The organism is Actinomycetospora sp. CA-053990, from assembly GCF_050948445.1.
Lineage (GTDB): Bacteria > Actinomycetota > Actinomycetes > Mycobacteriales > Pseudonocardiaceae > Actinomycetospora > Actinomycetospora callitridis.
The window spans coordinates 5139084-5159463 of the sequence record NZ_CP192043.1; the positions used below are offsets into that span (position 1 = coordinate 5139084).

A 20380-nucleotide genomic window follows, 5' to 3' on the forward strand; every position below is an offset into this window, starting at 1 on the left:
CGGCCCAGATTCCCCACCGACGGGCTCACCCGATCGGGCCCCCACGGGAATCGGACGCGTCACGCGGCATCATCGTGACCGTGACCTCCAGCCGATCACGCCCGGCGCGGGCCCTGCTCACCCTCACGGCGCTCCTCGCCGTGAGCCTCGCCGCGTGCAGTGAGGGTCCGGACCGGACGAGCGCGGCACCCGCGTCCGGCGGCGGTGCCGGGGCCGCCGCACCGCCGTCGACGCCGGCCGGACCGACCGGCACCGCGCTGCGGGTCGAGACCGTGGCCGGCGACTTCGCCAACCCCTGGGACGTCGCGTTCGTCGGCGGCGACCGGATGCTGGTGACCCAGCGGGACGGGTCGCTGTCGCTCGTCACCGGCCTCGGCCCCGGGGCCCGCGTCACGCCCGTCGCCGCCGACCTCGCCTCGGTCTACGCGCGCGGCGAGGGCGGCCTCATGGGGATCGCCGCGGCGCCGGACGTCGCCACCTCCGGGTCGTTCGTGACCTGCCAGACCCACCAGGAGGGCGGCCGACCGGTCGACGTTCGCGTCGTGTCCTGGCGCCTCTCGCCCGACGGGACGCGGGCCGACCGCGTGCAGGACCCGCTGGTCGGCGGCCTGCCGGTGAACCCGTCGGGGCGCCACTCGGGGTGCCGGCCCACCTTCGCCCCCGACGGCATGCTGCTCGTCGGCACCGGCGACACCGCCCGCGCCACGATCCCGCAGGACCGCGGCTCGCTCGGCGGCAAGGTGCTGCGCATCGACCCCGCCACCGGCGGCCCCGCGCCGGGCAACCCGTTCGCCGCCTCCGGCAGCGCCGCGGAGCGCCTCGTCTCGGGCTACGGGCACCGCAACGTGCAGGCCGTCGCCATCCAGCCCGGCACCGGGCGTGGCTGGAGCGCCGAGCACGGCCCCGACATCGACGACGAGGTGAACGTCGTCATCCCCGGCTCGAACTACGGCTGGGACCCGGCCCAGGGCGGCGAGAGCCCCGGCGGATACGACGAGTCGGTGCCGATGACCGACCTCGACCGCTACCCGGACGCCGTCCCCGCCGCGTGGAGCTCGGGCGACCCCACCGAGGCGATCAGCGGCGCGGCGTTCCTCGACGGGCCGGCGTGGGGAGACATGGCGGGTCTGCTCGCCGTGTCCGCGCAGAAGGGCGAGAAGCTCTACTTCATGCGCCCCGGCACCGGTGCCGACGAGAACCGCATCGTCGAGGTCACCGTGCCGCCGGAGCTCGACGGCGAGTTCGGCCGCCTGCGCGGCGCACGGCTCGGTCCCGACGGCGCCCTGTACCTGACCAGCGACAACGGCTCCGACGACGTCCTCCTGCGCGTGACCCGCGCGTGACCGGTCGGAACGACCCCGGGCGCCCCGCGCCCGGGGGCCCACCGGCCGGTCCGGGGTACGGCGGAGGCTGGGCACCGCCGCCCGCTCCCGGCCGGCCGCCGGGACCACCGGGTCCGCCGGGACCACACCGTCCCTACGGCCCGCCCCCGGCCGCGGTCCGGGCCCGACGCCCCCGCCGACCCGTCAGATGTCCACACCGGCGGCACCCCGCACCTCCGGCGACGCCCCGACCCCCGGCCGCGCCACGGAGCCGGCGCGCGAGCGCTCTCGACCCCGCCGCACACCCCGTCTCCCCCGCGCGGGGGCGGCGCGATCGCCGCCGCCGTCGTGCTCGGGGTGCCCGCGGCCGTCGTGACCTTCTCCGACCTGCTCGGGATCGACGACCGCACGCCGTTCGTCCAGACGATCGCCTTCCGGCCGCAGCTCGCCGCCGGGATCACGGTGTTCGCCCTGCTCGTGGGGCTCCTGGCCCGCCGGGCGTGGCCGGTGGCCGCCGCCTTCGGCCTGATCGGCGTGGTGGGGCTCGCGATGGTCCTGCCGCGCGCGATCGGCTCGTCGGAAGCGGGCGCCACCGGCGGCCCGGAGCTGACCGTCCTCACCGCCAGCGCCTACCTCAGCCGCGCCGACCCGGACGCGCTCGCCGCGCTCATCACCTCGCGGACCCCCGACGTCGTCGTCCTGCCCGAGGCCCGCGGCGCCCTGCGCGACCGCCTCCAGCAGGCCCTCGTCGACACCTCGGGGGGCGAGGAGGGCACGAGCGGCTACCGCGTCTTCGCCGCCGACGCCCGGCGCGACGACAGCCCGATGACCGTGTTCGTGCGCCGCGAGCTCGGCCGTCCGACGGCGACGCCGAACCGCGACACCGAGTTCCCCTCGCTCATCCTCGACTTCGACGACGTCGACGGGCAGCCGGTGCGCGTCGTCGCGACCCACCCCCAGTCGCCGAAGCCCGGCGACACCAACGCCTGGAAGCGGGACGTCGAGGCGCTGTCCCGGTGGTGCACCGGCGACCGGCCGACGGTCGTCGCCGGGGACCTCAACGCCACGCTCGACCACGCGGAGCTCCGCGACGCCGTCGACGGCTGCACGGACGCGGCGAGCGACGTCGGCGAAGGCTTGACGGGCACGTGGCCCTCGGCGGCCCCGAGGCTCCTCGGGGTCCAGATCGACCACGTGCTCACCTCCGGCGGGCCGGCGGCCCGCGAGGTCGAGATCGTGGACGTCGAGGGCAGCGACCACCGCGGCGTGCTCGCGCGCGTGGGCCTCGGCTGAGGTCCCTCCCGGCGACCCCGGCGCCTCAGTTCCGGCGGGCCCCGCCCTCCGGCACGCGCCCGGGACGCACACCGCCGACGAGCGGGCGGCGCGCCGGCGGGTCCACCCGCCGCTGCGCGGGCATGCCCGCGACGTGCTCGTCCTCGAGCCCGCGGCGCCAGGCCTCCTCGAGCGCGGTGCGGGCGCCCTCGCGGACGACGGTGAGCATGTCGCGCATGGAGGCGCCGAGCGCCGGCGGCACCAGCGGCGAGGCGGCCAGCTTCGCGAGCGGCTCCAGGCGGGCGACCGCGTCGCGCAGCATCGCCGAGGCGGCCACCGGGCCGTCCGGCGGCTGGGCGACGATGCGGTCGCCGAGCGACGCCTGCCACTGCCGCACCCGCTCGGCGAAGGCCGTCGAGAGCCGCTCCAGCAGGCGCGCCTCCACGTACGACCCGAAGCCCCCGCGCACCGGGCCGAGGCCCTCGGTCGACGGGTCCTCGCCGCGGCGGAACGCCTCGAGCCAGCTGACCCAGGCGGCGTATCCACCGCGTGCCGGGGCGCTCATCGTCGCCACCCACCGGGTCGGGAATGTGTCGAGCTCACGTCGTGCTGCCTCCGTCACGTACGGTCACGCCGGACCGGCCGGCGCGGCGTCGGACGCACTGTCTTGCGTCCGACTGTGGCCCGGAAGTCGCTCTGCGGACCGAGTCCGTTTCGCCTGGCGGCACGAATGGTCCAGGTTCGCCCGGCCGGAGCAGTGCCGGCCTTGTCAGCGCCCGTGACGCCTCCGTCCCGTGCCCGATCGGGGCGGAACGCTCCCCCGTGTCGCTGCTGGACGCATCTCCGGCCCGGGTGTATCAGGCCGGTCGTCCGTGGTCGTTCTGTGCCGGACTCCGTGCCTCAGGCCCGGACGACCAGCGTCTTCGCCACCATGTCGCCGACGCGCTGGTGGCGGGCCGAGGTCGACATGACGATCAGGCCGAGGATGCCGGCGAAGAGCCCGTCGACGATGAGCAGCAGCCACCGGATCACGCACTGCCCGAGGGTCGGCACGCCGCCGTCCTCCTCGCGGACGATGCGCAGGTTCAGCCATCCCATCGCCGGGGTCTGGCCCTGGTGGGTGGACGGCCAGTACGCGTGCACGACGAACGCGGACGCCAGGCCGACGATGACGACGAAGACGTAGCCGATGCCGACGATCGTGAGCGCCGCGTTCGGGTCGGCCGACGCCCCGGCGATCCCGGCCACGATGAACAGCAGGACGAACGTCGGCACGGCGGAGAGCAGCCCGTCGAGGATGTACTGCCCGACGCGGGAGCCGATGACGTCGGTGGGGTCGCCGCCCGGCACGCCGCCGTACCCCGGCTGCTGCCCGTAGCCGGGCTGGCCGTACTGGGGCTGGCCGTACTGGCCCTGGCCGTACTGGGGCTGGCCGTACTGCTGCTGGCCATAGCCGGGCTGCTGGCCGTACCCGGCGTCGGGCTGGGCGAACGGCTGGCCGTACTGCTGCTGGCCGTACTGCTGCTGGCCGTACTGCTGCTGGCCGTAGCCCGGCTGCTGGCCGTACTGCTGCTGGTCGTACTGCGGCTGGCCCCCGTAGCCGGGCTGGGCGCCGTAGCCGGGCTGGCCGCCGTACCCGGGCTGGCCGCCGTACCCGGGCTGGGCGCCGTACCCCGGCTGCTGCCCGTACTGCGGCTGGCCGTGGCCGGGCTGGCCCTGCGGACCGCCTTGCTGAACCGGGTCCTGCGACCCGGGAGCGGCCGCCGAGGGGTCACTGAAGCCGGACTGCTGGCTGTATCCCCCCGGAGTCGCCCCGAAACCTGACTGCTGCTGGTACTCGTCGGGGTTGCTCACGCTCTGTTCTCCCGAAGTCGTCGTCGAGGGCGTTCCGTACCCCGATGGCTGCTGACCGTGATGTCCGGGAGACCGTCAATCCGTGTTCGGACGGTCTCCCGGGCCCCGCTCACCGCCCGCGCACCGGGCCACTGCGCCCATGGGGCGGCAGCATGCCAGCGCGTGGTCACCCAGGGCAGTGCTGGTGGGGCCGTCAGGGGCTGTGTGTCACCCGCACGGGCCGAAGGGTGCGCTCACGGTACGCGCCCGAGCTCGGATCACCCCATTGCCCGCTACGCCTCGCCCGGCCGGAGCATGACACCCGAGGGGGCTCGCGCGTTGGGTGTAGGTCAGGTCACGACATCGCAACATCCCGGGAGGAGGTCACGACGATGACCATCCCACCCCGACCGCCCGTACCGGCCCGGTCGACGGCGCTCGCCGACGTGCCCGCCCCGCGGCAGGCGCCCGTGGGGCACGCCGCGGACACGCGCGGACCCGTCGAGGGCACCGTGCTCGCCGGCCTCGCGTGGATCGTCCGCGAGATCACCCACGTCCCCGGCGTGCTGCGGCTGCGCCACGGCCGCCTGAGCTTCGAGTCGACGCGCGGCGTGCTCTTCGACGCCACGGCCTCCGACCTGGGCCTCGAGCTCGGCCGGTCGCCCCGCGCCGGCATGCACGTCACCGTCGGCTCCGAGCGCCTCCGCGTCTGCGTCGTGCGGCCCCCGGGCTGTGTCGACCCGTGCCGCGACCTCGTCGATCGTGCCGTCGACCCCGACGACGACGACGACGCGCCGGTGACCTCCGGTGGCCACGACGCCTGGACCTCCTGGCGTCCCCTGCTCGCTCCGCCGACGCCTGCCGTGGCGCGGCCGCGGGCCCGGGTGCGCCGCGCGTTCACCTTCGCCCCGTCCTGAGCAGGGGAGCCGGCCGCGGGCCCTACCGTCCGGCGCGGGTGCTCGAGTGCGCCGGCGCCGGAGCACCGTCGGCACCGTCGGCGCTCTCGTTGCCCTCGCCGACCTGACCGCCGACGTCCTCGAGGTCCTCGTCGTCGTCGTCGGCCCAGCCGTGCCGCCGCCGTGGACCGGCCGGCGCCGGTGCGCCCTCGCCGTCCCGGGGTGACGGCTCCTGCGACGACGGGCCCTGGGGCGACCGACCCTCCGACGGTCGGCCGTCCCGGTGGTGCCCGCCGCCCGCGGTGCCGTTCCCGGGCGGCCCGGCCGCGACGGGATCGGGCGGGAGCGGGTCCACCGGCCCGGGCGGACGCGGTACACGCGCACCCGGCGGCAGCACCGAGGGCATGCCGGGAGGCCGGCCCACCGGAGCACCGTTCGGCGGCGGCCCGGGGGCACGCCACCAGGGCCGTGTCCAGCCGGGACGGGACCGGCCGGGACGGGACCGCCCGGCATCACCGGTGGCGGACCGAACGGGCCGCCGGGCATCGGCGGCGGCGGACCGGGCCGACGGGGGCCATGCCGGGATGCTGGCCGGGCGGCGGCCCGGGCCGGCGGCGGACCGGCCACGGGACGCCGGCGCCGATGGCGTCGACCAGCGGCCGCACCGCCTCGTGCAGGAGGCGCGCGGACTCCGCGTGCTCGGCCGCCGCGCCCTGGATCGGGTCCGGGATCGCGTCGTCCTCGGAGTCGACCGGCGCGCCCTGGCCGCGCTCCGCGAGCGCCGCGGCGACGAGGGCGTGGGCGCGCTCGCGGGGGTCGACGGGCAGGGCGGCGTGGTCGGCGGGGTCGATGCTGCCGAGCAGGCGGGCGAACTCGCGCACGGTGAACGTGCTGCGCAGCGCGCGGGGTTCCAGCTCGAGCACGGCCGAGCGGTGCGACCGGCTGACGGTGAGGACGAGGTCGGCGAGCTCCACGTCCCGGGCCGGCAGCTGGCGGGCGCGGAAGGCGGCGACGTCGGGGTGCGTGGCCAGCGGCCCGAGCTGGGCGCGCGAGAGCGGGTGCATCTCGGAGCCGACGACGGCCCCGGTGCCGCCGCTGGCGACGTCGAACCACGACGCCCAGCGCGGCCCGAGCCGCATCTCCAGCAGCGCGCGGGTGTGGAAGCGCGCGAACGGCGACCGGCAGATGTTCCCGGTGCAGACGAACAGGAGCCGGAAACGCCGCGGTGCCCCGTCACCCCGACCGTCCATACGTCCGATCGTCGCAGTCCGTGGCCCTCCGCGCGAGCCGTCAGATCACGCGACGCCCGTGTCGCCCGTGTCGTGTAGCGCGTCGTTTCCGGTGCGCACACCCCTGAGGAGGGCCAGGACGGCGGCGTTCAGGGGCGTGGGCACCCCCGTCCGGAGGCCGGTCGCGACCACCGCCCCGGTGAGGTACTCGTGCTCGAGCGGGCGTCCCGCGAGGCGGTCGTAGAGCATCGAGGTGCCCAGTCCCGGCGGCATCCCGTCGTAGTGGGCGACGAGGGCGTCGATGTCGGCATCGGTGAGCGCGGCGCCGGCCGAGCCGCCCACCGCCATCACCTCGCGGGCGAGCCCGACCACGAGGTCCCGGGTCGCCGGCTCGGCCAGCACCTCGTTGCGCCGCCCGGTGAGCGCGGTGACCGGGTTGGCGACGGCGTTGCTCAGGAGCTTGCGCCACGCGACGGTCGTGAAGTCGTCCGTGGGCGCGATCTCGAGGTCGGAGCCCTCGTAGAGCGCCGCGAGACCGTCCGCCGCCGCGCCGGCCGGCACCGTCAGCCGCCCGTAGCCGTGGTGCACCACCCGCCCGGGCGCGACGGCCTCCGCGCCGAGCACGACCGACGCCGGGAGCACGGTGGCACCGGGGTGGACCAGGCCGTCGACCCGCTCGGCCTGGTCGATGCCGTTCTGGGCGACCACGACGACGGTGCGGGGGCCCGTCAGCGCCGCGAGCCACCCCGCGGCCGACGCGGTGTCCTGGGCCTTGGTGGCGAGCAGGACCCAGTCGGTGGGCCCGACCGCGGCGGGGTCGACGGCGACGGTCGCCGGCACCGTGCGCTCGACGCCGTCGCGGGTGACCGTGAGGACGTCGAACGGGGTGCGCACGCAGACCGTCACGTCGTGGCCCTGCTCGGCGGTCAGCGCCGCCAGCGCACCGCCGATGCCCCCGGCTCCGACCACCGCCACCCGCGCCACGGCCCGATCATGCCCGGCCTGCCGGGCGGGCGCCGCGTCAGCGACGGCGGGTGAACGACTCCAGGTCCAGCACCATCTTCGCGACGCGCAGCGAGGTGACGACGCCGTCGACCTCCACCGCGGGGCCGCCGCGGTCCTCGCGGTCGAGGCGCTCGAGCAGGGCCTCCGCCGCGGTCAGGTGCGTCGCGGCGAGCTCGGACGCCCCGGTGAGCGCCTCGTCGTCGACCCGCAGCTCGGCCGACCAGCCCTCGTCGGGGATCCCGGCCGCGGCGAGCTCGACGGCGCGCACGAGCGTGCGGCGTTCCGGGGCCCGGGTGTCGTCCTCGAGGTCGGCGAGCTCGCTGAGCAGCTTCTCCACGGCCTTGACGAGGTCGGCCGACGGTGCGCCGGCGCCGCGCCCGAAGACCGGCGGCGGGACGACGCCCTCGGGGCTGCGGGGCGCCGGGATCGACGGGCGCTCGGGCTCGAGACGCGCGCGGGCCTCGCGCAGGCGGGCGGTCAGACGTCCCCCGGAGGAGTCGACGGGCACGGCCGTCGGTCCCGCGAGGGGCCCGGCGGCGGGCCGGGCCTCGGGGGCCGGGCCGTCGTCGGCGGGGGACGCGGGGGTCGCGGCGTCGGTCGACAACTGCGCTCCTTCAGGGGCGTGGACATGTCACCGTCGGGCGCCCGTTGGCGTCGATCGGTGACACAGGGGTCACCCGGTGGATCGTCCCCGCCAGGGTGACTCGTTGCGGACCGGCGACGGAACAGCCCGTTCGGGGGATCTCCTTCACCCTATAGGCCTCCGACCAGCACGAACGGAGGCCGATAGGGGCCATCGACTAGTCCGTCCGGACGCCGACGACTCGAGGCGAGTGGATCATCCCCATCGTCGTGCGGGGCTGCGCGGCCCCGACGGGACGCCGCGGTCGGTGCGCGCCATGAGCGCACGCCGGGTCTCCAGCGCGGAGCCCGCGCTCCCGCGGCGGTTGACGAACAGCACGCCGGCGACGGCCAGGCCGTTGAGCGAACCGAGGGCGAGCATCCCGACCTCGAGCACGCGCTCGTCGTCGAACGTCCCGCCCGGGTCCGGCGCGTCGAGCTGTCCGCCGTAGGGCGCCGGCACCGCAGGGACGGGATCCGCGGCGGACGCGGGCGCCGAGCCCAGCAGGAGGCCCCCGGCGAGGAACGCCAGAGCGAGGACGCCCAGGGTCAGGAGTAGTGCGGCGCCTCGACGACCGCCGGTACGCCCTGCTCGCTCGCCCATGTGCCGCCCCGTCCGCCCGGTGTGCCGTCGGGCGGACATCGGGGCGGTACGGGCGGGTCGTTACCGACACGACGCCGGTTCGTGTGCGACACGCCACAATCGTGACCTGGCCGTGATCCAGGAGGCGCCCGGCGTCCTGTTCGTCCGGTTTCCGCAGCTCAGCGAGCCGCGACGACCGGACGCGCGCTCAGACCCGCTCGCCGAGGTAGTCGTCGACGGTCTGGCGGTACTCGTCCTCGCCGACCTCGCGACCGAGGAGGCTGCCGGCGAGGCGACGCGCGAGGCGCGAGATGTCGGGCTGGAGGTCCGAGCTGACCGACGAGCGCTGGGTGGCCAGCTCCTCGCGGCCCTGCGCGACCAGGCGGGCGGCCTCCTCGCGGGCGTTCGCGAGGACCTCGTCGCTGCGGCGCTGACCCTCCTCGCGCGCGGCATCGCGGATGCGGGTGGCCTCCTCGCGGGCCTCGCCGATGCGGGTGCGGTACTCGGACTGCACCCGGCGGGCCTCGGCGCGGGCCTGCTCGGCGCGCTCGAAGCCGCCCTCGATGCGGTCGTGGCGCTCGGCGTAGACCTTCTCGAGGCGGGGCAGCAGCACCTTGCTCATGACGAGGAACAGCGCGCCGAACGCGATCAGCCCGATCACGATCTCGTGCCAGATCGGGGTGAGCACGAAGTAGCCGCTCGCCATGGTCATCGTCGGCTGCACCGCCTGTCGGTCGTCGTCGGGCGTCGTCGGAGGTCACGGCACCACGCGCCGACGGGGTCCGCCGGTCGGGCGCTCGCGCACAGTCTGTCCGATCTCTTCCGGGGAGGCGACCCCGGGTCGCGCGGCGCACACGCTCGGGAGCGTCCTAGGGTGCCGCCGTGGGTGACTACAAGCTGGTGGCGGTGGGCACGGACGGCTCCTCCTCGGCCACGTCGGCCGTCACGCGGGCCGCGCAGATCGCCGCGGACGCGGGCGCCAAGCTCCTCATCGTCTGTGCGTACGAGAGGTCGGGTCGCAGCAACGACCGCGACCGGGCCGAGGCCGAGCGCGCGCTCGGCGACGAGGCCTACAAGATCATCGGGGCGAACCCCGCCGAGGAGAAGCTGCGCGACGCCCGCGACGTGGCCCGGCGCGCCGGCGCCGAGGAGGTCAACACCGTCGCCGTCGAGGGCGAGCCGGTGCAGGCCATCTGCGACAAGGTCGAGCTGCACCACGCCGACCTCGTCGTGGTGGGCAACAAGGGCCTGGCGAGCTTCGCGGGGCGCCTGCTCGGGTCGGTGCCCGCGGAGGTCTCGCGCCGCTCCCCCACCGACGTGCTGATCGTGCACACGACCTAGCGCGCGGGCGCGGCCTCCTCGAGGACCGGGGCGGCTCCGGCCTGCTCGGACGGCGACGAGCGCCGCGGCACCGGGGTGGCGGCCGTCGGCGGGGTGGCCCACGTCCCGGGCACCGTGCAGTACGGCGCGGCGCCGTGGCGCCCGAGCAGCTCGGACAGCGGAGCGTCGGCGAGGACGTCGGCCAGCGCGTGCTCGAAGCAGCGCCGCGTGCCCCGGTCGCGGGGACGGGCCAGCGCCTCGGCGAGACGGCGGGTGAGTCGCTCGGAGTCGGCCAGGAAGCCGGTGAGCGAGAGGCGGCCGCGGCCGAGCTCGCGACGGCAGCGGCCCGCGACCGTGTCGCCCTCGCCGACCACGCACACCTCGACGTCGACATCGCCCGGCTCGAGCACGGCACCGGCCGGCCCGGCGCTGTCGGGCGCCGACATGGCTGCCCGGAAGACGGCGTTGGTGACGCTGTCGGACGGGTCGCGCACGAGCGCGGCGAGCAGGTTCCAGCCCCCGCGGCTCTCGAGGACGTCGCGCAGCCCGCGCACGTCGACGGTCAGGCGACGCACCCGCACCGCCCCGTCCCGGGCGAGCAGCTGCTCGACGGAGTCGGGCCGCGTGCCCTCGGGCCCCTCGTCGGGGACGACGAGGTGCAGCCGCGGGACGGCCGGGCTGCCCGGGACCTGGGGGTCGATGCCGCAGACCGCGACCTCGGGCGCCGGCGCGCGGACCGCCTCACGGCTCGGGGTGTCCAGGTACTCCATCCCCGCCATGACCTCCGGCCCGGGGACCTGCCGGCGGGTGGTGCCCGCCGCGAGTCCGGAGGTGGTGGTGGAGGCCGGCGAGGTGGTGGTCCTGCGCCTGGGGGCCGTGGTGGTGGCTCGACGACGGACGAACGGGATGCGCACGGGCGTTCCGCTCCCTTGAGGTCGGGAGCCACCAAGGATGCCAGAGGAGGGTGACGGTCGCCACGTCGCACGATTCAGTCGTGCACGTCACCGAGATCGTCTAGCGGGCCGGCTCGGTGCCGGAGCCGTCGAGGATGCGCTTGAGGTCGGCGAGCGTCTGCTCGAGGCCGGCGCGGATGCCCGGGCCGTCGGCGCGCTCGGTGTGCAGCGTGACCGTCACCCGGGACTCGACGTCGCCGATCCCGGTCACGAACAGCTCGCCGTGGTAGCCGCTGGTGTGCTCGGCACCCCAGCGCAGGCTCCGCGCGTCGGCGTCGGCGTGCATCCAGGCCGTGCCCTCGTAGCGCTCGCCCTCGACGTTCGCGGTCACGGCGACCTCCTCGGGTCCCGTGCTGGAGGCCTTCTCGAGGCCGCTGAAGTACTCGGGGAGGTGCGAGACGTCGGCGAGGTAGTCGAAGACCTCCTCGGGAGGACGGCGGACGTCGGCACTGTGCTCGTAGTCACCCATGGCCGGGGCTACCCCGGTCTGCCATCTCCTAGCCCCGGGCCCCTCAGCGCACCGCGGGCGTGATCGTCGCGCCGCCGCCGAACCCGGCCACCCCGGACGCCTCCGCCCCGAGGCCGAGGTAGGCGTTGACCAGCACCGGGGCGGCACCGGGGCGGGTGTCGCGGTCGGTGCCGGTGCGCGCGTCCAGCACGACCGGGCCGTTCACCGTCGTGCCGTAGACCGCGCCGTGCCAGGCCGTCGTCAGGCGTGGGGAGACCCGGTTGGCGCCGGCGTCGGGCAGCTCCCACAGCGGGGCGGCGGTCGTGGCGTCGACGGCGAACACGCGGGTGTCACCGCCGCAGACGGTGGTGGCCGCCTCGTCCCACACGCAGCGCGGCGGCGTGTACGAGCTGCCGACGTCGACGGTGCGCACCTCGGCGCCCCGCGCGTCGACGAAGCGCAACGACGCCGAGGGCGCGGCGAGCGTCGTCGCCGCCGTGCGCCCGGAGACGACGGCGAGCCCCGGGCCCGCGGGGGTGATCTCCGGGGCGCGCAGGACCTCGCCCCCGAGGCCGCTGGGGACGTCGGGGCGGCGGAGGCCGGTGACGGCGTCGAGGGCGACGACAGCGGACGCGGCGTAGGCGCGACTCGCGCCCGGCGCGGTCGCGACGCCGAGCGCGGTGCCGCCGGCGGGACCGTCGGCGAGCACGGCGTCGACGGCGACCCCGTCGGCGCTCCAGAGCACGCGCTGCGTCGTGAGGTCGACGCCGAGGGCGGTGCGCTGGCTGTCGGTGCTGGCGGTCAGGACGGCGACGCCCGCGACGACGCCGGCGACGGTCATCGCGACGGCCGGCGGGCGCTCCGTCCACGGCAGGACGGTCGCCGCGTTCCACCGCAGCGCGCCGGTGCCCGCGTCGAACGCGAGGAGGTCGACCGAGAGGCCGGGCGGCGTGGTGCCCGAGCCGGGCACCACGCTCGCCCCGCCGACGAGCACGGCCCCGTCCGGGGTGGCGACGGGCCGGCCCGCGACGAAGCGGTCGGGCGGCGCGGCCGGGCCCGGGATCGCGGCGCCGGTGGAGTCGGCGTGCACGAGGCGCCCGCCGTCGGTGGCCCAGATCGTGGTGCCGACCAGCGCCGCCGGCAGGTCGTCGGCGTCGCGGCCGAACACCCGCGAGCCGGAGCCGCCGAACAGCGTCCCGGTGGGTGCCGCGAACCCGAGGGGCGGGTCGAAGGCCGGCGGCGGAGCGCTCTCGCCGGCGTCCGGAGCACCGCAGCCGGCGAGCAGCAGGGCGGCCGCGAGGGTCCCGGCCACCGAGGCGAGCAGGCGGCGCCGGAGGGACACGGCGGCAGCGTGTCATGCGCCGCCCGTGACGGCCCCGGCACACCCCGGCGCGGACTACTCGCTCGGGACCGCGTCCTCCGACGAGCGGCGCGGGGCCGCCACGGGCAGCGGGCCGGTGGCCTGGGCGAGGCGGCGCTGGGCGCGGGAGATGCGGGCGGCGAGCTCGGCGGCCGCGGCCTGCTCGGCCTTCTGCGCCTTGCGCTCGGAGCGCGAGAGGCGCGGTGCCGGGTCGGCGGCAGCGGGGGCAGCGGCGGGAGCATCGGCCGGGCCTGCGGCGGGGGCGTCGACACGGCGGCGCAGGAACGACATCGGGTTCTCCTCGATCACCTCGGAGGGAGGTCTCGCAGGAAGTGTCGTCGCGGGCACGCAGGACGTGACACTGATCCACCCCATCGTGTCGCAGCTGTGACCGTGTCCGGTGAAAGATCAGGATGCACCCGTCCTGACCGGCACGAACCGGTCATCCCGCACCGTGATCACGGCCCTCGCGGCAGCCCTCCGTCAGGTCCGCGATCCCGCGATGAGGTCGGCCGCGCGCTCGCCCAGCACCAGGGCCGTGGCGGCCGGTCCCCGTCGCGGCACGGTGGGCAGCACCGAGGTGTCGACCACCCGCAGGCCCGCCAGCCCGTGCACCCGCAGCTCGGGGTCGACGACGGCGCCGGGGTCGTCGGCGAGGCCGAGCCGGGCGCTGCCGCACAGGTGGGCCGACGTCCCGAGGTGCGCGCGGATCCACGCGTCGAGCCCCCGGTCGTCGAGCCCGCGCTCCGCGCCGAGCGTGAACCCGGCGGCCGCGAGCAGGTCGCCCCGCGGCGCACCGCGCAGCGCATCCGGGCGCGGTCGCGCTCCGAGGCGAGGTAGTGGTGCTCGAGGCGGGGCGGCGCCGTGGGGTCGGGCCCGAACGTCATGGTCCCCCGGCTCTCGGGGGCCTGGAGCGCGCACATGAGGTGGCACGCGCCGCCCGGGGCGAAGGGGCGGGCGAACAGCAGGATCTCGAGGTCGCCGGCCGGGTCGTCGCCCCCGTCGAGGTGGACCGCGGCCTGCGCGGTGGGCGCCTCGGGGTGCAGGCCGCCGTCGTCGGTGAAGGCCAGGTAGACGTTCGGGTGGTCGGTGTAGCCCTGCCCGACGCCCGGGCGCTCGTGACGCACCGGCAGGCCGGCGGCGCGCAGGGCGTCGGGCGGGCCGATGCCCGAGACCGCCAGCAGCTGCGGGGTGAGCACCGAGCCGGCCGAGAGCACCACCTCGCCGGCCTCGATGCGCTCGCCGCCCACGGCCTCGACGCCGACGGCCCGGTCGCCGTCGAGCAGCACCCGGGCGACGGTGACGTCGCCGCGCACCGTGAGGTTGGGCCGCGCGAGGTGCGGGATCACGTAGGCCATCGCCGCGTTGACCCGCACGCCGCGGCGGACGTTGCCCGGCACCAGGCCCGCGCCGGGCGGCTGGTCGCCGTTCTTGTCCGGTTCGGTGGGCACGCCGATCCGGGCGGCCGCCGCGAGGAAGCGCTCGGTGACGGGCGCGCGCATCTCGCCCGCCGGCCGCACGACCGGCACCGGGCCTGCGTCGCCGTGCAGGGGCCCGCGCACGTCCTGGTCGTGCTCGCCGCGGATGTAGTACGGCAGCGTCTCGTCGTACGACCAGCCCGGCCAGGAGTCGAGGTCGGCCCGGGTCGCGCGGACGTGGTTGGCCCCGTTGACCGCGCTCGACCCGCCCAGGAGCCGTCCCCGACCGACCCGCGTGGACCGCTCCGGCGTCAGGTCGACGCCGACGTCCCAGGTGTGCGGGCCGTCGGGGTCGGCGGCGGCGAGCGAGGCGACGTCGCGGACCTCGGCCGGGAACGCGGCGGCGTCGATGATCGCCGCCCCCGACTCGAGCAGCAGCACCCGGCGGGCAGGGTCCTCGCTCAGGCGCCCGGCCAGCGCACAGCCGGCCGAGCCCCCGCCGACGATCACCACGTCCCAGCTCACGCGCCCACCCCCGCGCCCGTCGCACGCCTGATCCCGGTGATCAACGCGGACTTCGTGCGCATAGAAGCAGCGAGATACCCGTTCGCTGCAACCGGGAACGTCAGCGCGGGGTGTCCGAGAGTTGTTCCTGCGGGCGGGCGGCGGCCCACTGCGGCACGGCGTCGGTGTTGACCGCGAACCACAGGTCACGGCCTGCGCCCTCATCGAGGTAGACGACCGACTGCCCGCCCTCGTCGCCGGTCCCGGTGACGGGCACGGTGAGGAACGAGATCGACGAGTTGCGCAGGTCGCGCATGCCGAACGCGAGCTGGGCGAGCCCGGTGTTGGACAGCGAGTCGTCCACGCCGACGTGGCGGGTGACCGTGTCGACCGCCGCGTACGCGGTCGGCGGGCTGGAGAGCGTCCCGGACGAGAGCGTCTTCTGCACGAACGCGCGCAGCGCGGCCTGCTGGCGACGGACGCGGTCGAGGTCACCGCCGGGCAGGCTCTTGCGCTCGCGGACGTAGACGAGGGCCTGCTCGCCGTTGAGGTGCTGCGGACCGGCGGGGACGACGACGCCGTCGCGCTCGGTCTCCTGGCCGACGTTGACGTCGATGCCGCCGACGGCGTCGGTCATCTGCGCGAAGCCCGCGAAGTCGATGACCGCGAAGTGGTCGATGTGTACGCGCGAGAGCTGCTCGACGGTCTCGATGAGCAGCGGCGGCCCGCCGAACGCGTAGGCCGCGTTGATCTTGTTCTTGCCGCGTCCCGGGACGTCGACCCAGGAGTCACGGGGGATCGAGATGATGCTCGCGCTCTGGCCGTCCTCCGCGATGGTGGCCACCATGATCACGTCGCTGCGCGTGGAGCCGAAGACCGCGTCGGGCGCGGCGTCGGTGCCGGTGGTCGCCTCGGGCGAGCGGGTGTCCGTGCCCATCAGCAGGAACGTCTGCCCGGCGGCGTCCGCGGGTCGCGACGACGGGTCGATCGGGGCGAACACCGAGGGATAGCGGCCGACCTGCGAGCCGAGGTGCTGGGTGACCAGCACGACGCCGGCCGCGGCCAGGAGCACCAGCACGAGCAGGGCGATGAGGCCGTAGATCAGCGCGCGCAGCCCCCGCCGCTTCCGGGCGGGCTCCTCGTCCTGGTCCGGACCCGGGCCCCCGGGACCCATCACGCTGCCGATGCTCATTCCCCGACCATCCCTGCTCCCCGGGTCGCCACCTCCGTCGGTGGAGACCTCACTCCCGTTCTCCTCGGACGACGAGCGGCTGCCGTTACGCGACACGCGGTGTCCGCCGTCACCGTGCGGCCCAGCGTGACAGCCCGCTCACGGGCGGTTCCGGGCGGCTCGTCGCGGCACACCTGCCGTCGCCCGCGCGAATGCCGGGGTCCGGCCCGCCGGACGGACGGGCGCCCTACCCTCGGACGGGTGACGCCCGATCGAGACACCGGCGACGCCGTCCTGGAGCGCGAGGCCGCCCGCGTGGCCCTGGGCCCCGTGCCCGCCCCGCGACCCGAGCTCCTCGAGCGGGTGCTCGAGGGTCTGCGCGATCTGCCTGCGGCGGCGCCCCCCACCCGCGACAGCACGTCCGACGAGGGCGGGGACCCCGCACTGCCGCTGCCGCGCCGCCGCTCCTGAGCTCCCCGAACACGACGGGCACCACGGCCGCCGAGCTCGCGGCGCGGCATCCCCGGCTCTTCCACATGACCGAGCCCGGCGCGTGGCCGTCGATCCGCGCCGAGGGCCTGGCGAGCGCCGCCGCGCTGGTCGAGCGGTTCGGGGCGGCGCCGGCGCTGGTCGCCGGACGCCGCCCGGCGGCCGTCACGCTGCACGCGCCCGGGCGCGACCCCGTGGTCCTGCGCGACAACGGTGTGCTGCACGACGGCCAGCTCGTGCGCTGCCTCGAGGGCATGGACGTCGCGGACTTCTACCGGATGCTCAACGCGCGGGTGTACCTGTGGCCGACGCGCAGGCGCGTCGCCGGGCTCCTGGCGGCGCGCGCCTACCGCCACCGCGCCCACCTCGTGCTCGAGCTGGACACCGCCGCGCTTCTGGAGCGGCACGCGGCGGCGGTTCGCCTGTCCCCCATCAACATGGGGGCGACGCTGATCAACCCGCCCCGCCGCGGCCCGGACACCGCGCGCCCGCTCGCGGCGTGGCCCCGCGGACGGACCGTCGCCGAGGTCACCGTCGAGCACGCCGTTCCCGACGCCGCCGACCTCGTGCTCGCCGCGGCCGTCCACCACCCCGGCGGGCGCGTCGAGCCGATCGATCTCTGACCCGCCCGGCGAGCCCGTCCCGGGTGATCAGCAGACCGGAACACACCCTGAAAGGCCCGCCGTGCGTGTCTTCCCGCCTGCTGATCACGGGGTCGGCGCGCGGCTGCGCCCTCCGCGAACGGGCCGACACCACCCGGCGGGCAGGCCTACCGTGGTCGGCACGCACCGACGCCGGCGCCGACGCGCCGCCGACGGGAGGAGGCTCCAGCGATGACCGTTCCCGACCCCGGCCACCCCGACGCCCGGCCCGGGGGCCGGCGACCGAGCAGCGGCATGGACCCCATGCCGTCCTCGGTGCCCCCACCGCCTCTGGGCGACCGGCCGGACACCGACATCCCCCGCAGGCCCACTCCCGGCGACCCGGCCCCGGACGGACGCCTCGAGCTCGTCGCCGCCGGCCGCGACGACCGTCGCAAGCACGTCGTCGACGTGGTCTCCGGCGAGCTCGGCGACCCGACGGGGCTGCGCGCGCGGTGCGGCGCCGCCGTCGAGCAGGTCGTGCCCGGCCTGCGGGCGGAGCAGGCGGACTGTCCCGGGTGCCTGCTCTCGGTGCACCGCTAGGAACGGCTCACTCGTCGGGCCCCGCCCGCCGCACGCACAGCAGGCGGTCGCCGCGCTCCAGGGCGTCGACCTCCGGGGCGTCGATGGCGTGCACGGTCCCGTCGCGCACGACACCCAGCACGATGTCGCGCATGTGCCGCGGCGAGCCGCCGATCTCGTTCTCGGTGACCGTCCGCTCGCCCAGGCTCAGGCCCGACTCGGGCGAGATGAGGTCCTCGACGACCGACACGACGGCCGGCGTCGTGGTGGCCATCCCGAGCAGGCGGCCCGCGGTCTCGGCGGAGACGACCACGGAGTCGGCGCCGGACTGGCGCAGCAGGTGCACGTTCTCGGCCTCGCGCACCGCCGCCGTGATCGTGATCTTCGGCGCCATCTCGCGGGCCGTCAGGGTGACCATGACGGCCGTGTCGTCGCGGTTGGTGGCGACGACCAGGGCCGTGGCGTGCGGCAGCCCGGCCGTGCGCAGCACCGACGACTGGGTCGCGTCGCCGCGCACCGTCACCAGCCCGAGCGCGGACGCCGCGTCGAGCCGGCCGCGATCGGTGTCGACGACGACGATGTGGTCGACGTCGTGCCCGTCCCCGCGCAGGGTGGTGACCGCGGCCTGGCCCTTCGTCCCGTAGCCCACGACCACGACGTGGTTGCGCACGCGGGACCTCCAGCGGTTGATGCGGAACGCCTGACGGGACCGTTCGGTGAGCAGCTCGACCGTGGTGCCGACCAGGACGATGAGGAACAGCAGCCGCAGGGGCGTGATGACGAGGATCGTCCACAGCCGCGCGGACTCGGTCACCGGCACCACGTCGCCGTAGCCGGTGGTCGAGAGCGAGACCGTCGCGTAGTAGAAGGCGTCGATCAGGCCGATGCCGTCGTCGTTGTTGTTGTCGACGTAGCCGTCGCGCTGGAAGTAGACGATCAGCGCGGCGGCGGTGAGCGCACCGAGGGCCAGGAACAGGCGCCGCAGCAGCGCGACGATCGGCCCGACCCCGGTCTCGGGCATCTGCACCGAGGCGCCGCCCTCGATGCGCGCCGGTGAGGCGTCCCGCGACACGCGGCCTCGCAGGACCATCTCCCGGCCCCTCCCGCGGCTCGTCGGTCACGACGGCGGGCCGCCTGGGGCGCGCGCCACGGCGAGGTTACCGGGGCACTAGGTGGGCGGGGTGCGCTGGTAGCCCGGGAAGTTGCCGAAGATGTTCTCCCCGGGCGGGCCCTCGGTGACGGCGTGGACGAGGTACTCGCCGCCCACGAACGCGCCCTTCCACGACTCGCCGCGCCCGCCGAACGCCTCGTCCTTGTCGCCGCGCGAGCGCAGTTTGTTGATCCCGACCTTGAACGCCTGGACCTGCTCGGCGAGCCGCTCGGCCTTCTCGGTGTCGTCGCTCGCGATGCTCGCCACGAGCGCGCCGTTCGACGCGTTCATCTGCGCGAGCAGCTCGGCCTCGGTGTCGACGACGATGATCGAGTCGACGGGCCCGAACGGCTCCTCGTGCATGAGCCGCGACGCCCCCGGAGGGGCGAGCATCGAGACCGGGGCGTGGTAGGCGGCGGTGTCCTGGCCGGGCAGGAAGCGCCCGCCCGCCTTGTCGCCGCGGAAGAGCGGCACGGCCCCGTGGCGCAGGGCCTCCTCGACGCTCTCGTCGAGCTCGGTCGCCTTCGCCGCGGAGATCAGCGGGCCGAAGTCGAGGGCGGGCAGGTCGTCGACCCCGTCGCCGCCCTCCTCGACCGCGAGCGGGTGCCCGAAGCGGACGCCCTCGAGCACCGGCAGGTACGTCCCGAGGAACTGGTCGACGAGCTTGCGCTGCACGACGAAGCGCGGGTAGGCGGTGCACCGCTGCTTGGCGTACTCGAAGCCCTTCTTGAGGATCCCCGAGAACGTCTCCCAGTCGGAGAACTCCCAGACGCCCCAGGTGTTGAGGCCCTCCTGCTCGAGCATGTGCCGCTTGCCGGTGTCGGCGAGCTGCGCGGCGACGCGGCCGCCGTTGGACCGCCCGCCGACGAACGCGAGCGCCCCGATCTCGGGCGAGCGGATCAGCGCGTCCGATAGCTCCGAGCCGTCGCCGGCCAGCAGCGTCACGGGCAGCCCCTCGCGGGCCATCAGGGCGTGGGCGACGGTCAGCGTCATCCAGCCGCCCTGGGTGGGCGTCTTCGCCACGACGCCGTTGCCCGCCAGCAGCTGCACCAGCTCGGCGTGCACCTGCACGCTCATCGGGTAGTTCCAGCTCGCGATGTTCGAGACCGGGCCCTCGAGCGGCGCACGCTTCGCCGGCGCCCCCTCGACGTCGCGGGAGAGCATCCCCTCGATCTCCTCGACGTACCAGCGCACGCCCGAGATGCACCGGTCGACGTCGGCGCACGCCATCGCCCACGGCTTGCCGATCTCCCAGGCCAGCAGCAGCGCGAGGTCGTCGCGGGCGCTCTCCATCGCGTCGAGGGACGCCGACACCCGGCGCCGGCGCTCGTCGAGGTCGACGTCGCCCCAGGAGCGGTGCGTGGCGGCCGCGCGCTGCACCGCGTCCGAGGCGGTCGCCGCGTCGACCTTGAGCATCGTGCCCAGAGACGAGCCGTCGACGGGGCTCGTCTGCTCGCTCGGCGTCCCGACCGCCTTCCACTCGCCGTCGATGAGGTTCGCGGGCCCGTCGTCGGCGAAGGCCTCCCCGACGAGGTCGCGCACCCGGCCCGTGACGGCCGACCAGCTGACGCTGTCGGGGACGTGGAGCCGGGCGGTGCCGTCGGCTGCGTCGCTCATGATCGTGGTCTCCCGGTCGCTCGGGG

Annotated in this window: 23 protein-coding genes and 1 pseudogene; 7 read left to right on the plus strand and 17 right to left on the minus strand. The window is 76.0% G+C overall.

Translation table 11 applies throughout. The features are described 5' to 3' along the window. Window positions 1–80 precede the first annotated feature (80 nt). Both ACQPYN_RS26335 and ACQPYN_RS26340 read left to right on the plus strand, forming a co-directional pair. On the plus strand, window positions 81–1343 hold the full coding sequence (locus tag ACQPYN_RS26335) for a PQQ-dependent sugar dehydrogenase (RefSeq protein ID WP_433029385.1): 1263 nt from the start codon (window positions 81–83) through the stop codon (window positions 1341–1343). A gap of 351 nt (window positions 1344–1694) precedes the next feature. Continuing rightward, the gene (locus ACQPYN_RS26340; protein WP_433029387.1) at window positions 1695–2615 is read left to right on the plus strand and encodes an endonuclease/exonuclease/phosphatase family protein; all 921 of its coding nucleotides are present in this window, start codon (window positions 1695–1697) and stop codon (window positions 2613–2615) included. Between the two features lie 25 nt (window positions 2616–2640). Here ACQPYN_RS26340 and ACQPYN_RS26345 read toward each other — a convergent pair whose 3' ends face one another. Beyond that, window positions 2641–3159 carry a hypothetical protein gene (locus ACQPYN_RS26345; protein WP_433029389.1) on the minus strand — a complete coding sequence of 173 codons (519 nt, stop codon included), beginning with the start codon at window positions 3157–3159 and terminating at the stop codon, window positions 2641–2643. A 335-nt stretch (window positions 3160–3494) separates the two neighbouring features. Further along, window positions 3495–4448, minus strand: coding sequence for an RDD family protein (locus ACQPYN_RS26350; protein WP_433029391.1), 954 nt, complete (start codon window positions 4446–4448; stop codon window positions 3495–3497). A gap of 371 nt (window positions 4449–4819) precedes the next feature. Here ACQPYN_RS26350 and ACQPYN_RS26355 point away from each other — a divergent pair, with 371 nt between their 5' ends. Next, window positions 4820–5344: a hypothetical protein gene (locus ACQPYN_RS26355; protein ID WP_433029393.1), complete on the plus strand. Its 525-nt coding sequence runs from the start codon at window positions 4820–4822 to the stop codon at window positions 5342–5344. A gap of 22 nt (window positions 5345–5366) precedes the next feature. On the opposite strand, the gene ACQPYN_RS26360 is transcribed toward ACQPYN_RS26355, so the two are convergent. From ACQPYN_RS26360 to atpF, 6 genes are all read right to left on the minus strand, one after another. After that, a complete protein-coding gene (locus tag ACQPYN_RS26360) occupies window positions 5367–5747 on the minus strand; it encodes a hypothetical protein (protein WP_433029395.1) in 381 nt (126 codons plus the stop codon). 88 nt (window positions 5748–5835) lie between these two features. Next, the gene (locus ACQPYN_RS26365) at window positions 5836–6573 is read right to left on the minus strand and encodes a hypothetical protein (protein WP_433029397.1); all 738 of its coding nucleotides are present in this window, start codon (window positions 6571–6573) and stop codon (window positions 5836–5838) included. Between the two features lie 45 nt (window positions 6574–6618). Continuing rightward, window positions 6619–7536, minus strand: a complete 918-nt coding sequence (locus ACQPYN_RS26370; RefSeq protein WP_433029399.1) for a 2-dehydropantoate 2-reductase — start codon at window positions 7534–7536, stop codon at window positions 6619–6621. A 37-nt stretch (window positions 7537–7573) separates the two neighbouring features. Then, on the minus strand, window positions 7574–8161 hold the full coding sequence (locus tag ACQPYN_RS26375; RefSeq protein ID WP_433029401.1) for a hypothetical protein: 588 nt from the start codon (window positions 8159–8161) through the stop codon (window positions 7574–7576). Window positions 8162–8395: 234 nt separating this feature from the next. Continuing rightward, window positions 8396–8782: a hypothetical protein gene (locus ACQPYN_RS26380; RefSeq protein ID WP_433029403.1), complete on the minus strand. Its 387-nt coding sequence runs from the start codon at window positions 8780–8782 to the stop codon at window positions 8396–8398. Window positions 8783–8969: 187 nt separating this feature from the next. Then, entirely contained in the window at window positions 8970–9473 is a 504-nt protein-coding gene (gene atpF, locus ACQPYN_RS26385) for a F0F1 ATP synthase subunit B (RefSeq protein WP_433029405.1), read from the minus strand. Between the two features lie 170 nt (window positions 9474–9643). Between atpF and ACQPYN_RS26390 the strand changes: the two genes are divergently transcribed. Continuing rightward, on the plus strand, window positions 9644–10102 hold the full coding sequence (locus tag ACQPYN_RS26390; RefSeq protein ID WP_433029407.1) for a universal stress protein: 459 nt from the start codon (window positions 9644–9646) through the stop codon (window positions 10100–10102). Here ACQPYN_RS26390 and ACQPYN_RS26395 read toward each other — a convergent pair. From ACQPYN_RS26395 to ACQPYN_RS26425, 7 genes and pseudogenes are all read right to left on the minus strand, one after another. Beyond that, the gene (locus ACQPYN_RS26395) at window positions 10099–10995 is read right to left on the minus strand and encodes a hypothetical protein (protein ID WP_433029409.1); all 897 of its coding nucleotides are present in this window, start codon (window positions 10993–10995) and stop codon (window positions 10099–10101) included. The genes ACQPYN_RS26390 and ACQPYN_RS26395 overlap by 4 nt on opposite strands. Window positions 10996–11095: 100 nt before the next feature. Beyond that, window positions 11096–11503, minus strand: coding sequence for an SRPBCC family protein (locus tag ACQPYN_RS26400; protein WP_433029411.1), 408 nt, complete (start codon window positions 11501–11503; stop codon window positions 11096–11098). A 43-nt stretch (window positions 11504–11546) separates the two neighbouring features. Continuing rightward, window positions 11547–12824: a hypothetical protein gene (locus tag ACQPYN_RS26405; protein WP_433029413.1), complete on the minus strand. Its 1278-nt coding sequence runs from the start codon at window positions 12822–12824 to the stop codon at window positions 11547–11549. 54 nt (window positions 12825–12878) lie between these two features. Further along, window positions 12879–13133 carry a hypothetical protein gene (locus ACQPYN_RS26410; RefSeq protein WP_433029415.1) on the minus strand — a complete coding sequence of 85 codons (255 nt, stop codon included), beginning with the start codon at window positions 13131–13133 and terminating at the stop codon, window positions 12879–12881. Between the two features lie 192 nt (window positions 13134–13325). Next, a complete protein-coding gene (locus tag ACQPYN_RS26415; protein WP_433039058.1) occupies window positions 13326–13775 on the minus strand; it encodes a GMC oxidoreductase in 450 nt (149 codons plus the stop codon). Window positions 13776–13981: 206 nt separating this feature from the next. Beyond that, window positions 13982–14989, minus strand: a pseudogene (locus ACQPYN_RS26420) (GMC family oxidoreductase); the annotation flags it as partial. Next, window positions 14886–15956 carry an LCP family protein gene (locus ACQPYN_RS26425; protein ID WP_433029417.1) on the minus strand — a complete coding sequence of 357 codons (1071 nt, stop codon included), beginning with the start codon at window positions 15954–15956 and terminating at the stop codon, window positions 14886–14888. The gene ACQPYN_RS26425 and the pseudogene ACQPYN_RS26420, both read right to left, overlap by 104 nt. Before the next feature lie 240 nt (window positions 15957–16196). Between ACQPYN_RS26425 and ACQPYN_RS26430 the strand changes: the two genes are divergently transcribed. The 3 genes from ACQPYN_RS26430 to ACQPYN_RS26440 all read left to right on the plus strand — a co-directional run bounded on the left by ACQPYN_RS26430 (window position 16197) and on the right by ACQPYN_RS26440 (window position 17608). Further along, window positions 16197–16406, plus strand: coding sequence for a hypothetical protein (locus tag ACQPYN_RS26430; protein WP_433039165.1), 210 nt, complete (start codon window positions 16197–16199; stop codon window positions 16404–16406). Further along, window positions 16403–17047, plus strand: a complete 645-nt coding sequence (locus ACQPYN_RS26435) for a DUF7002 family protein (protein ID WP_433039060.1) — start codon at window positions 16403–16405, stop codon at window positions 17045–17047. The genes ACQPYN_RS26430 and ACQPYN_RS26435 overlap by 4 nt, the downstream gene beginning before the upstream one ends. Before the next feature lie 210 nt (window positions 17048–17257). Next, window positions 17258–17608, plus strand: a complete 351-nt coding sequence (locus ACQPYN_RS26440) for a hypothetical protein (protein WP_433029418.1) — start codon at window positions 17258–17260, stop codon at window positions 17606–17608. A gap of 7 nt (window positions 17609–17615) precedes the next feature. Here the strand turns inward: ACQPYN_RS26440 and ACQPYN_RS26445 are convergent, their stop codons facing one another. After that, window positions 17616–18608, minus strand: coding sequence for a potassium channel family protein (locus tag ACQPYN_RS26445; RefSeq protein WP_433039062.1), 993 nt, complete (start codon window positions 18606–18608; stop codon window positions 17616–17618). A 147-nt stretch (window positions 18609–18755) separates the two neighbouring features. After that, on the minus strand, window positions 18756–20354 hold the full coding sequence (locus ACQPYN_RS26450) for an aldehyde dehydrogenase family protein (RefSeq protein WP_433029419.1): 1599 nt from the start codon (window positions 20352–20354) through the stop codon (window positions 18756–18758). Between the last annotated feature and the right edge of the window lie 26 nt (window positions 20355–20380).